At 61.6% G+C, this 12,465-nt stretch carries 11 protein-coding genes; 8 read left to right on the top strand and 3 right to left on the bottom strand.

Translation table 11 applies throughout. The annotated features are described in order from the left end of the window. Window positions 1–24 precede the first annotated feature (24 nt). From V9L13_RS08830 to V9L13_RS08795, 8 genes are all read left to right on the top strand, one after another. A complete protein-coding gene (locus tag V9L13_RS08830) occupies window positions 25–1,347 on the top strand; it encodes an MFS transporter (protein ID WP_338802230.1) in 1,323 nt (440 codons plus the stop codon). 158 nt (window positions 1,348–1,505) lie between these two features. Next, window positions 1,506–2,498, top strand: coding sequence for an AraD1 family protein (gene araD1, locus V9L13_RS08825; RefSeq protein ID WP_338802229.1), 993 nt, complete (start codon window positions 1,506–1,508; stop codon window positions 2,496–2,498). A gap of 9 nt (window positions 2,499–2,507) precedes the next feature. Next, window positions 2,508–4,088: an aldehyde dehydrogenase (NADP(+)) gene (locus V9L13_RS08820; protein WP_338802228.1), complete on the top strand. Its 1,581-nt coding sequence runs from the start codon at window positions 2,508–2,510 to the stop codon at window positions 4,086–4,088. A gap of 169 nt (window positions 4,089–4,257) precedes the next feature. Then, complete coding sequence (locus V9L13_RS08815) at window positions 4,258–4,569, top strand: DUF5629 family protein (protein WP_103522086.1); 312 nt, start codon at window positions 4,258–4,260, stop codon at window positions 4,567–4,569. Continuing rightward, window positions 4,556–5,731, top strand: a complete 1,176-nt coding sequence (locus V9L13_RS08810) for a lactonase family protein (RefSeq protein ID WP_338802226.1) — start codon at window positions 4,556–4,558, stop codon at window positions 5,729–5,731. The genes V9L13_RS08815 and V9L13_RS08810 overlap by 14 nt, the downstream gene beginning before the upstream one ends. Before the next feature lie 157 nt (window positions 5,732–5,888). Further along, entirely contained in the window at window positions 5,889–6,068 is a 180-nt protein-coding gene (locus V9L13_RS08805) for a hypothetical protein (RefSeq protein WP_003225702.1), read from the top strand. A 260-nt stretch (window positions 6,069–6,328) separates the two neighbouring features. Beyond that, the gene (locus V9L13_RS08800; protein WP_338802225.1) at window positions 6,329–6,538 is read left to right on the top strand and encodes a hypothetical protein; all 210 of its coding nucleotides are present in this window, start codon (window positions 6,329–6,331) and stop codon (window positions 6,536–6,538) included. Then, window positions 6,535–6,792 (top strand): hypothetical protein, encoded by a 258-nt coding sequence (locus tag V9L13_RS08795; protein ID WP_201137394.1) that lies wholly within the window; start codon window positions 6,535–6,537, stop codon window positions 6,790–6,792. Before V9L13_RS08800 ends, V9L13_RS08795 begins: the two co-directional genes overlap by 4 nt. A 172-nt stretch (window positions 6,793–6,964) precedes the next feature. Here the strand turns inward: V9L13_RS08795 and V9L13_RS08790 are convergent, their stop codons facing one another. From V9L13_RS08790 to V9L13_RS08780, 3 genes are read right to left on the bottom strand one after another with little or no spacing between them, the layout of a single operon-like run. After that, window positions 6,965–7,549 carry a glutathione S-transferase gene (locus tag V9L13_RS08790; RefSeq protein ID WP_338802224.1) on the bottom strand — a complete coding sequence of 195 codons (585 nt, stop codon included), beginning with the start codon at window positions 7,547–7,549 and terminating at the stop codon, window positions 6,965–6,967. Then, window positions 7,546–11,187: an AAA family ATPase gene (locus tag V9L13_RS08785; protein WP_338802223.1), complete on the bottom strand. Its 3,642-nt coding sequence runs from the start codon at window positions 11,185–11,187 to the stop codon at window positions 7,546–7,548. The genes V9L13_RS08790 and V9L13_RS08785 overlap by 4 nt, the downstream gene beginning before the upstream one ends. Next, window positions 11,184–12,428 carry an exonuclease SbcCD subunit D C-terminal domain-containing protein gene (locus V9L13_RS08780; protein WP_338802222.1) on the bottom strand — a complete coding sequence of 415 codons (1,245 nt, stop codon included), beginning with the start codon at window positions 12,426–12,428 and terminating at the stop codon, window positions 11,184–11,186. Before V9L13_RS08780 ends, V9L13_RS08785 begins: the two co-directional genes overlap by 4 nt. Between the last annotated feature and the right edge of the window lie 37 nt (window positions 12,429–12,465).

Below are 12,465 nucleotides of genomic sequence, written 5' to 3'. Positions count from 1 at the left end.
AAACAACAATCGGAGACCGATCCCATGAGCCAGGAACTGCGGCTTGTCCGGCGCATCACGCTGAAACTGATTCCCTTCCTGATCCTGCTGTACCTGATCGCCTATGTGGATCGCTCCGCCGTCGGCTTCGCCAAGCTGCACATGGGCGCCGACATCGGCATCGGTGACGCGGCCTATGGCCTCGGTGCCGGGCTGTTTTTCATTGGCTACTTTCTTCTCGAAATCCCCAGCAACCTGATGCTCGAACGCTTCGGTGCGCGGCGCTGGTTTGCGCGGATCATGATCACCTGGGGCGCAATCACCATCGGCATGGCCTTCGTCCAGGGGCCGCACAGTTTCTACGTGATGCGCTTTCTGCTCGGCGCGGCGGAGGCGGGGTTCTTCCCCGGCGTTCTCTACTACATCACCCAATGGTTCCCGGTGCGCCATCGCGGCAAGATCCTCGGCCTGTTCATCCTCTCTCAACCGATCGCGATGATGATCACCGGCCCGGTATCCGGCGGCTTGCTGGGCATGGACGGCATCCTCGGTCTGCACGGCTGGCAATGGCTGTTCATCGTCATCGGCACCCCGGCGATCCTCCTGACCTGGCCGGTATTGCGCTGGCTGCCCGATGGCCCGCAGAACGTGAAGTGGATGGATCAGGCCGAGAAAGACTGGCTGACCGGCGAACTGAAAAAAGATCTTCAGGAATACGGCCAGACCCGTCACGGCAACCCGCTGCATGCGCTCAAAGACAAACGCGTGTTGCTGCTGGCGCTGTTTTACCTGCCGGTGACCCTGAGCATTTATGGCCTCGGCCTGTGGCTGCCGACGCTGATCAAACAGTTCGGCGGCAGCGATCTGGTGACCGGTTTTGTCTCGGCGGTGCCGTACATCTTCGGCATCGTCGGTCTGCTGATCGTGCCGCGCAGTTCCGACCGCATGAATGATCGCTACGGCCATCTGGCGGTGCTCTATGTGCTGGGCGCGCTGGGCCTGTTCTTCAGCGCGTGGCTGACCCTGCCGGTGGCGCAATTGGCGGCGCTGTGTCTGGTGGCGTTCGCGCTGTTTTCTTGCACGGCGGTGTTCTGGACCTTGCCGGGGCGGTTCTTTGCCGGCGCGAGTGCAGCGGCGGGGATCGCCCTGATCAACTCGGTGGGCAATCTCGGCGGCTACATTGGCCCGTTCGTGATCGGGGCGCTGAAGGAGTACACCGGGAGTCTGGCTTCGGGGTTGTATTTCCTGTCGGGCGTGATGGTGTGCGGATTGATCCTCACAGCCATCGTCTACCGCGTGCTCGAGCGCAAACACGTGCTGCCGGCCGAGCAATTTGCCGCCAGCGCACGCGGTGCCACGCGAACCTGAATCGGCAGAACAACATGGAACCCATGTGGGAGCGGGCTTGCTCGCGAATGCGGAGGGTCAGCCACCCTCATCGTTGAATGACACACCGCTTTCGCTAGCAAGCCCGCTCCCACAATGGATCGGCGTCGAACTGAAGACTGGTTTACAGGAGAGGACATATGCATCTGGTTCAATTCGAATTGATTAACGGCGAGCGCCGCGTCGGCGTGGTCGACATCGGGCTGATCCGCGAAGTGCAGGACGCCCGCAGCGTACGCGATCTGGCGTTGGCCGCGATCGAGGCCGGCAGCACCCTTGAACAGCAAGTGCAGACCCACGGCCTCGGCATCGATCATGACTACGCGGAGTTACTGAACACCCGGCGCATCCTGCCACCGCTGGACCATCCCGATCCTGCGCACCTGCTGGTCAGCGGCACCGGCCTGACGCATTTGGGCAGCGCTTCGGCCCGGGACAAGATGCATCAACAGGCCGGCGACGAAGCGCAAATGACCGACACCATGCGCATCTTCAAATGGGGCGTGGAGGGCGGCAAACCGGCGGCGGGGCAGGCGGGCGTGCAGCCGGAATGGTTTTACAAGGGCGACGGCAGCATCGTCGTGCGTCCGGGCGAGGCGTTCCCGTTGCCACCGTTTGCCGAGGATGCCGGCGAGGAACCGGAAATGGCCGGGCTCTACGTCATTGGCCACGACGGCAAACCTTGGCGCCTCGGTTTTGCGGTGGGCAACGAGTTCTCCGACCACGTCATGGAGCGCAAGAACTACCTGTACCTGGCGCATTCGAAACTGCGCAGTTGCAGCTACGGCCCGGAACTGCGCACCGGCGAACTGCCGCAGCATCTGGCCGGCACCAGCCGCATCCTGCGTAACGGTGAAGTGCTGTGGCAGAACGAATTCCTCAGCGGCGAAGCCAACATGTGCCATAGCCTCGCCAACCTCGAATACCACCATTTCAAATACCGCCAGTTCCTGCGTCCCGGCGACGTGCACATCCACTTTTTCGGCACCGCGACCCTGTCGTTCGCCGATGGCATCCGCACCCAACCCGGCGACCGGTTTGAAATCAGCCAGGCCGAATTCGGCGCACCACTGGTCAACGGCATCGCGCCGGCAGCAGCGGTTTTTCAACCGGACAGCATCGGCACCCTTTAAGGAGCTCCCATGACTCAGATTCTCGGTCACAACTACATCGGCGGGCAGCGCAGTGCCGCGGGCAACGTCAAACTGCATAGCGTCGACGCGACTACCGGCGAACACCTGCCGTACGATTTCATTCAGGCGACTGAAACCGAAGTCGATGCCGCCGCCAAAGCCGCCGCCGCAGCGTACCCGCCCTATCGCAGCCTCAGCGCTGAACGCCGCGCGCAATTTCTCGACGCGATTGCCGATGAGCTGGATGCGTTGGGTGATGATTTCGTGGCCGTGGTCTGTCGTGAAACCGCGTTGCCGGCGGGGCGGATTCAGGGCGAGCGCGGGCGTACCAGCGGCCAGATGCGCCTGTTCGCCAAAGTCCTGCGGCGCGGTGATTTCTACGGCGCGCGAATCGATCTGCCACTGCCGGATCGCCAGCCGTTGCCGCGCCCGGATCTGCGGCAGTACCGCATCGGCCTCGGCCCGGTGGCGGTGTTTGGCGCGAGCAACTTTCCGCTGGCGTTTTCCACTGCGGGTGGCGATACCGCTGCCGCGCTGGCCGCTGGTTGCCCGGTGGTGTTCAAGGCCCACAGCGGACACATGGCAACTGCTGAACTTGTCGCCGATGCACTGATTCGCGCCGCCGAAAAAACTGCGATGCCCGTCGGTGTGTTCAACATGATTTACGGCGGCGGTGTGGGCGAGTGGCTGGTCAAGCATCCGGCGATTCAGGCCGTCGGTTTCACCGGTTCGCTCAAGGGCGGTCGGGCACTGTGCGACATGGCGGCGGCGCGGCCGCAACCGATCCCGGTGTTCGCCGAGATGTCGAGCATCAACCCGGTGATCGTCTTGCCGCAGGCGCTGGCCACGCGTTCGGAATCGATCGCCCGCGACCTGACCGCCTCGGTGGTGCAGGGCTGTGGTCAGTTCTGCACCAATCCCGGTTTGGTCATTGGTATTCGCTCGCCGCAGTTCAGCGCGTTTGTCCAGCAAGTGGCCGGGCTGATCGGCGATCAACCGGCGCAGACCATGCTCAACGCCGGCACGCTTGGCAGCTACGGCAAAGGCTTGCAGAAACTCTTGGCGCATTCCGGCATTGAGCATTTGGCGGGTCAGCCGCAGCAGGGCAATCAGGCGCAGCCTCAGTTGTTCAAGGCCGATGTCAGCCTATTGATCAACAGCGATGAAGTGCTACAGGAGGAAGTGTTCGGCCCGACCACGGTGATCGTCGAAGTGGCGGACAAGGCCGAGCTCAGCGCGGCGCTGCAGGGCCTGCACGGCCAACTGACGGCGACGATGATCGGCGAGCAGGCCGACTTCGAACGCTTCCCGGAACTGACGCCGTTGCTTGAGCAGAAGGTCGGGCGGATCCTGCTCAATGGTTATCCGACCGGGGTCGAGGTGTGTGACTCGATGGTGCATGGCGGGCCGTATCCGGCGACGTCCGACTCGCGCGGCACGTCGGTGGGGACGCTGGCGATTGATCGTTTCCTGCGTCCGGTGTGTTTCCAGAATTACCCCGACAGTTTGCTGCCGGAACCGCTGAAGAATGGCAATCCGCTGCGCATTCAGCGTCTGGTGGATGGCAAGCCTTCGCGCGACGCCTTCTAACTCACACCGCAAATCCCCTGTAGGAGTGAGCCTGCTCGCGATAGCGGTTTCACATTCGACATCTTGGTTGGATGACACACCGCCATCGCGAGCAGGCTCACTCCTACAAGGGCCGGGCACGACAATGAGCTATCATTGGCCCTTTCCCCCCTAAGAAAGACTGTTTGCCATGACTGCCCAAACCCTTCTCAACGCCCTCGAACACTGCGGCATGGTCGAAATCGATGGCTTGCACGCCTTCGAATTCGCCCTCGACGAAGACGACAATCTGCACATCGAATGCATCGATGGCCGCACGGCCAAGCATTGGGAGTTCACCCCGGCGCAGGTTACAGCGGCGACGTTTGATGAAGACCTGCAGAGTTGGCTGATCATTGGCTACGCCAGCGACACCAAAACCACCGGCGAGCACCGTCTGGTCTGCCTCGGTGATGTAGTCAGCAGCAGCGATGACGAGGATGAAACTGATGAACATGCGTAAATTCTGGCCGCTGCTGATGGCCGGCAGCGTCGGTGCGATGGGCCTTTCCAGTGCCAGCGCCGAGAACTATCAATTGCTGGTCGGCTCCTACACGGCGGGTACCAGCCAGGGCATCTACCGGATGAATTTCGACAGTGCCACCGGCCAGATCGCTGCCAAGCCGCTGCAAGTGGTGAAGAGCGAAAACCCGTCATGGCTGACCCTGTCCAAAGACCAGCATCGGCTGTTCGTGGTCAATGAAAACGGCCCCGGCCAGAAAGACCCTGTCGGTCGCGTCAGCAGCTACTCGATTGATCCGAAGACCCACGCCCTGACCCTGATCAATCAGGTGCAGAGCCTGGGTAACGAACCGACCCACTCAAGCCTCAGCGGCGACGCCAGCCACCTGTTCGTCAGCAACTATTCGGTGATGGAAGATCCGGGTGGCACCTTGGCGGTGTTGCCGGTCGGTGCCGATGGCAAGCTCAAACCGGTGGTGCAGATGAGCGCGCACCCGGCGAGCCGGGTCAACCCCGAGCGTCAGGCGTCGAACCACGTGCACTCGACCGTTTCCTCACCGGATGGCCGCTACGTGTTCTCCAACGACCTCGGTGCGGACAAGGTCTTCATCTACAAATTTGACCCGAAGGCCAACCCGGACCTGCCGCTGACCCCGGCAAAAACCGCTTCGATTGCCTTGCCGGCCGGCAGCGGCCCGCGTCATTTGCTGTTCAGTGCTGACGGCAAACATGCCTGGCTGACCATGGAAATGAGCGCACAGGTCGCTGTGTTCGACTACAACGACGGCGTGCTGACCCAGACGCAACTGGTCGATCTGGCTGCCGGCCAACCGACTTCGGACAAGGCCGGTGCGGCGCTGCATGCCTCGGCGGATGGCAAATTCCTCTACGTCAGCAACCGTGGCACTGCCAATCAGTTGCTGGTGTTCAGCATCGACCCGGCGACCGGTCAGCTCAAGGAGCTGCAAAAACGCTCGGTGGAAGGTGATCACCCGCGTGAGTTCAGCCTCGATCCGAGTGGCAAATTCCTGCTGGTCGCCAACCAGAAGAGCAACGAAATTGTTGTCGTCGAGCGCGATGCCAAGACCGGTCTGCTTGGCAAAACCGTGCAAAAACTGCCGATGGACGCCCCGAGCGACCTGAAGTTTCTAGTGCGACAATAAGCCACAGGCCCCGGTTTGCGGGGCCTGTCTCTTTGTATTAATCGCGCTGATATCCGGTAATGCTACAAAGCATTTCAAGCGATCAACCCTCGAGCGTTAAGTTTGCTTCACGGCCCAACCGGGCAAAGCAAGCCAACCGAACACGAGGGTTACCGCCATGAACTTCAATCTCTTCTCCGTTATCGCCGCTTCCGCCATCTCTGCCACCGTTGCATTGCCAGCCAGTGCCAACGCTGAAGTCAGCAGCAAAAAATCCCACACCCAGAGCTACACCCAGAAATACCTGCAACAGAGCGCCAACTTCTACGCCGCGCTGGATCACAAAGCCCAACACTGAAATGCCCGCTTCGAACAACTCCCTGTAGGAGCTGCCGAAGGCTGCGATCTTTTGATCTTCAACGTCAAAAGATCGCAGCCTTCGGCAGCTCCTACACATTTGCGTGATCGAAAAAACCTGCTCGATAGGTTTTCTCCAACGCTGAGATAGAAGGCCTGAATAATCAACCAAGCTGATGTTTACTATGGCAAACCCTGAGTGGTTACCACGGCTTTTTTGATTGATCCTGACGGCACTGAAACATGCCCACGGAGAACATCATGGCCAGTTCAATCATCACTTCAGCCAAGCGCGGCGCCTACCTGGCCATCGGTCTTTACCTGGCCTTGGTGCTGTTTGTCAGCCTCGCCTCGCAGACTCAACACAGCTTCGATGCCCCGATCCAGGTCGCACACCCCGGCATCCAGTTCGAACACCGCGCAGACGTGTTGGTTGATCGTGCTGAACTCGCAGGAGTGGGCGGCGCATGAAAGGCTACAGACTCTGGGTCATCGCCGGGCTGGCACTGATGACCAATGGCGCGGCGTTGCTCGGCTTCGGCCAAGGCTCGGTCGGCGCGCTGGCACGGGCCATAGAGGCTAATCACAGCATTGCGCACAACATCGAACGGGCAAATACCCTGGGGCTGATGGCCGGCAACCCACCGGTAAAAGTCTCGGCCGATTTTCTCGGCCCCTTCGAAGTGGATTGCATGGCACTCGGCATGTGCGCCGTGCTGGCTTAGACTGAGCGAACCATTGTGGCGAGGGGATTCATCCCCGATGGGCCGCGAAGCGGCCCCAGTCCCGGCGAACCGGATTATTCTGATACACCGAGGTGTCTGATTTCAGGGCAGCTTCGCCGCCCATCGGGGATGAATCCCCTCGCCACAAGGAGTTCGGTACCAGGAGTTCGGGTTACTTCTTCATGATCGCCGTGAACAGCTCGGACTCAAGAAAGCCCTGCAACCACACCTGCAACCGCACATAAGGCGTCTGCGCAAACCACTCGCGATCCACATGCGCAAACTGCCGAACGAACGGCAGCAGCGCGATATCCGCAAGACACGGATGATCACTCAGCAAATAATCCCGACCTTCAAGCAACCCATCCAGCCTCTGCAAAAACAACACGCCCTCAGCCCGATAAACCTCCATCGGTTGTTCGGGATAGCGTTCGGCGTACTTGTAACGGTTCAAATGCACCTTGAACACCTGATCATTGGCTTCGATCAATTCGGCAATCCGTGAATCACCGCCGAGCAACCAGTTGTCAGGATCATTCTGTGCCAACGCCCAGCGCATGATCTCCAGGCTCTCATCGATCACCCGACCCTCCGCATCCAGCACCGGCACCGTGCCCTTGGGCGAGATCGCCAGCATCGCGGCCGGTTTGGCCTTGAGGCTGACTTCGACGATCTCCACCGGCACGCCCGAATAACGCAGGGCCATTCGCGCGCGCATCGCATAGGGGCAGCGGCGGAACGAATACAGTGTGTTCATTTCACCTCCAGCGTGCTCAAGCCGTTGCCTTGGCGTTGCACCTGAATCTGCACCGGAATCCGTTCGTGCATTTCCTGGACGTGGGAAATCACCGCGACCTTGCGCCCCTGCGCCTGCAAGCCGTCGAGTGCGTCCATGGCCAGTTGCAGCGACTCCGGGTCGAGGCTGCCGAAGCCTTCGTCGATGAACAGCGATTCGATTTTCAGCGTGCTCGAGGCCATCGATGCCAGCCCCAGCGCCAGAGCCAGCGACACCAAGAACGTCTCGCCACCGGACAGCGAATGCACCGAGCGCAATTCGTCGCCCATTTCGGTATCCATCACCAGCAGGCCGAGCATGCTGCCGCCGCGTTTGAGTCGGTAGCGCTTGACCAGTTGGCGCAACTGCACATTGGCGTGATGCACCAGCAAGTCGAGGTTGTAGGCCTGGGCGATCTTGCGGAAGGTGTCGCCGGTGGCCGAGCCGATCAAGGCATTGAGGCGCGCCCAGCGCTGATACTCGGCATAGGCGTCGGCGATCTGCTGCGCCAGCGCTTGGTTGGCGTTTTGCCGGCGCTGATCTTCAGCCTGTTCGGCGCGCAGTTCGGCGCACTGTTGCTCGCTGAGGTTGAACTGCTGTTGCAGGTCGGCGAGGGCGCCGGCGAGTTGTTCGGCATCGAGGTTGCCGTTGTGCTGCGCCTGATGATCGGCCAGGCGCTGGTCACGTTCTTGCAGCAGCACCTTGGCCTGTTCGATGGCTTTTTCATTGTGCTGCAAGCGCTGGCGCAGTTCGCTGAGCTGCGCCTCATCGACGCACAGCAAGTCTTCGAGGCCGCCGTCATCCAGCTCCGGATGGTGCGCGCGCCAGTCGGCAATCTTCTGCGTCAGTTCGCCGTCTTCGCTTTGCAGCGCCTGCAAGCGTTCCTGCTGCGCCTTGAGTTCGGCGCTGATCTGCACAAGTTGGGTGCGTACGTTCTGCAGTTCCGAAGCGGTGCTGGTTTCGGCGTTGCGCGCCTGCTCCACGGCCTGTTCCAGTTGCTGCTGCCAATGCTCGGCGCTGCTGTGTTCGCCCAACAGTTGCGCCAGTTGCGCCTGACAGGCCTGTTGTTGCGCCGCCAGCGTGCTGAATTGCTGCTCGGCGCTTTGCAGTTGCTGGACGCGGCTGTGCTGGCGATCCTGTTCTTTCTCCAGGGTTTGCTGGCGTTGTTGCTGTTCGGCCAACTCTTCCTTTTGCTGCTCGACTTGCGCCAGACGCTCGGCGATTTGCCGATCCAGCTGCATGAAGGTTGCCGCCGGCTCGATGCGCAAAGCTTCGAGGGTGTCGGCCGGCAGCAGGCTGGCGAACGCACTGAGCTCTTCGTCGAGACGCTGACGGTCGCTGCTCAGTTCGCGTTGTTGGTTGCTCAAGTGCTGCGCCGCTTGCTGATGCGCGGTTTCGGCGTTGCGCAGTTGCTGGGTCAGGCGCGCCGCATCCTGTTGCAGGGTGAGCAGGGCGCTCTGGCGTTGCTCGTCCTGAGTGATGCTCTGGTTCAACTGAGCGGTTTGCCGGGCCAGCCAGGCGTCGCGTTTATCGGCGTCCTGATTCAGCAACTGTGGCGCCAGCGGATGTGCCTCAAGGCTCGGTGCCAAGGCCTGAAGCTGGGCGCTCAATTGTTCCTGCTGTTGCAACAGCTCTTTCTGCCGGGCGATCACGCCGCCGACTTCAGCGCGCAAGTCGGTGAGTTTTTCCTTGAGCTGATCCACCGCTTGCTGCGCGCTGGCCTGCTCGGATTCATCATGTCGGCCGAGGCTTTGCAGCAGCGCTTCCGGCTGATGATACGGATGCTCGTTGCTGCCACAGACCGGGCACGGCTGATCATCCTGCAACTGCGCGCGCAACTCTTCGACACTGGCACTGCGCGCCAAACGCTGGCGTTCGAGCAGTTCACGGGTGACGTTGAGGGTTTGCTCGGCGACGCTCAGTTCGGCTTTGCTTTTCACCCCATCCTGGGTCAGGCGCTCGCGTTCCTGCTGTGCATCGAGCAGGCGCTGTTGCAGCTCGGCGTCGCGTTTTTCCAGCTCCTGCTGACTGGCCCAAAGCCGCGTCAGGTCTTCGATGGCGCGCAGTTGTTTGCGATTGTCCTGCAACAGAGTGCCGAGGATGCCGATCTGCTCGGCGACGGCATCCGGCTCGGCGCCGGCCTCTTTGAACAGCACTTCCAGTTGCTGCTTTTGCGTGGCCAGCGCTTCGGCGCTGTGCGCGGCATTCTGTTCGAGGGTCGCCAGTTCGGCTTGCCCTTTGTTCAGTCGATTGCCGATCAGCATCAACTGTTGCAGGCGATCGCGGTAGGCATTCCATGCATCGCTGAGTGGTGCCAGATGAGCGCTTTGTTCGAGCTCGGCGGCCATTTTTTGCAGGCGTTGAGCAACTTCAGCCTGTTTTTCCTGCAAGGCTTGAATGGTGCTCTGGCCTTGCGTGCAGGCCTGCTCGGCGGCTTGGCGCGCGTCGGCGCTGAGGGCGGTGTCTTTGGCGAGGCGGGCGAGGGTGCTCTGCTCTTCGAAAGCCTGACGCAGCAGCGGGGCGCTTTCGCTGTGCCGTTGCTGCGCTTCGGTCAGGGCGATTTTTGCCGCATCGAGCGCCTGCTCCAGTTGCGTCTGACGCTCATTGAGTTCGCCGTGTTGCTCGGTGTGCGCGGCAATTTGTGCGGCCAGCGGCGTCAGCTGCGCATCGAGTTCAGTCTTGCGCGCGAATTGGTGCCGTTGCGGGGCGAGTTGTTCCAGGCGCGTCAGCTTCAGGCGCTCGCCGGCCAGGCTTTCCCACTGTTGCTGCGCACTGTGCAGTTGTTCGGCAGCCGCTTGCTGCGCGTCCTGCAACTGGCGCAAATCCTTGAGCCAGCTGTGCTGTTGTTCCAGTTGCTTGAGTTGCGCCTGCTGCAACTTCAGCTGTTGCTGGGCAGCGTTGAAACGCTCATCCAGTTCGGCCCGGGCTTCGGGGGCGAGCGGGGTAACGCCGGTGGCTTGATCCTGCAGCAGCTTGTGCGCTTCGCGGGCCTCTTTGGTCTTGTCGAAGGCACGGCGGCCGAGACGGGTGTAGAGCGCGGTGTCGGTGAGTTTTTCCAGCAGTTCGCTGCGGTCGTTGTCGTCAGCCTTGAGAAACGCACTGAACTCGCTCTGGGCCAGCAGCACGGCGCGGGTGAACTGTTCGAAGTTCAGACCGAGTGCGGCTTCGAGTTGGGTCTTGTATTCGCCTTTCTGGCTGGCGAGCAGTTGATCCTGATCGATGTCACGCAGGCTCTGACGGCTGGCCTGCAACTTGCCTCCAGCCTTTTCCCGGGCGCGGTTGGCTTCCCAGCGCGCACGGTAACGGCGGCCATCGACGCCAACAAAATCCACCTCGGCATACCCTTCGCCGGTGCCGCGCCGCAGCAAGGTGCGCGGGTCGCCGGTGGCGATTTCACCGTCAGCGTCCGGCACCTTGGCGTCGCGACCGGTGTTGTTCAGGCGCGGGACCGCACCGAACAGCGCCAGGCACAGCGCGTCGAGCAGGGTACTTTTACCCGCGCCAGTCGGCCCGGTGATCGCGAACAACCCGGCACTGGCCAGCGGTTCGGCGGTGAAATCAATCTCGAACGGCCCGGCCAGCGAGGCGAGGTTCTTCAAGCGAATGGCGAGAATTTTCATGGCTGCTCGCCCTCCAGTTGCACGTCTTGCAGCAGTTCGGCGAAGTCCTTGAGCGTCTGTTCATCGACCTCGTTGCCGTAATTGTCGAGCCAGGCGCGACTGAACAGTTCCTGCGGGGTGAGTTGATCGAGTTCGATCAATGCGCTGCCTTCTTCGGCACCGTCAGCACCGCGATTGCCGGCGTATTCGGCGGCAATCCGCACCAGGCGCACGGCTTTGCCTTGCAGGGCGTTTTCCACCTGATGGCGCAGATCCGGCTGGGGCTCGTCGAGGGTCACGCGCACCTCCAGCCATGGCTGGCGCTGGGTTTCAGCGAGCAGATCAATATTCGGCAGGTCGGCCATTTGCAGCAGAATCTCCGCCAGCGGCGCCGGGCCGATGCGTTGCAGGTTGACCGACCTTGGGATCAGTTTCGGCTCAACGCTGACCAGGGTTTCGCCGTCGAGGATGATGTCGAGAATCTGGTGCTGATAACCGATCTCCGAGAACGACAACGGAATCGGCGAGCCGCTGTAGCGAATGCGCTCTTCACCGTTGACCTTCTGCGGCTTGTGCAAATGACCGAGGGCGACGTAACTGATGCTCGGCCCGAACAGGCTGGCGGGCAGCGCTTCGGCGTTACCGATGATCAGGCTGCGCTCGGAGTCTTCCGAAACCGAGCCGCCAGCCATGTGCGCATGGCTGATGGCGACCAAGGCCTGACCCGGTTGGCGCTTGGCATTCGCCGCTTCGATCAGCCATTCATGCACCTGACCGATGCCACGCAAATAATTGTCGCCCAGATGCGCGCCAGTCACTTCCGCCGGACGCAGGAACGGCAGCGCCAGGCACCACGCGGCGATCTCGCCTTGGGCATTCGGCAGCGGCAGCAGCAGACGTTCGGCGTCGAGCTGGCCGTCATCCAGCCACAACACCCGGCCCAGCGCATGGGTGCGCAAGCGGCGCATCAACGGCGCCGGCAGCTCGATGCGCGAGCCGGAATCGTGGTTGCCGGCAATCATCACGATGGTCAGCAACGGTTGCTGCTCGTGGGCGCTGACGATGAAGTCGTAAAGGCGTTCCTGGGCTTTGACCGGCGGATTGACCGTGTCAAAGATGTCCCCGGCAATCAGCAGCACATCCGGCTGCGCCAGTTGCAGTTGGCGCAGCAGCCATTCGAGAAAGCACGCATGCTCGAAATCGCGCTCCTGGCCGTGCAGGTTTTGCCCAAGGTGCCAGTCGGAGGTGTGGAACAGACGCAAGGTGGACTCCGCTACAGAAATAGTGATGGCCGCGGGG

The sequence above is a fragment of the Pseudomonas sp. RSB 5.4 genome (assembly GCF_037126175.1).
Classification (GTDB): Bacteria; Pseudomonadota; Gammaproteobacteria; order Pseudomonadales; family Pseudomonadaceae; genus Aquipseudomonas; species Aquipseudomonas fluorescens_H.
The sequence above is the reverse complement of the archived record's forward strand: the minus strand, read 5'-3'. Positions and strand labels throughout refer to the sequence as shown.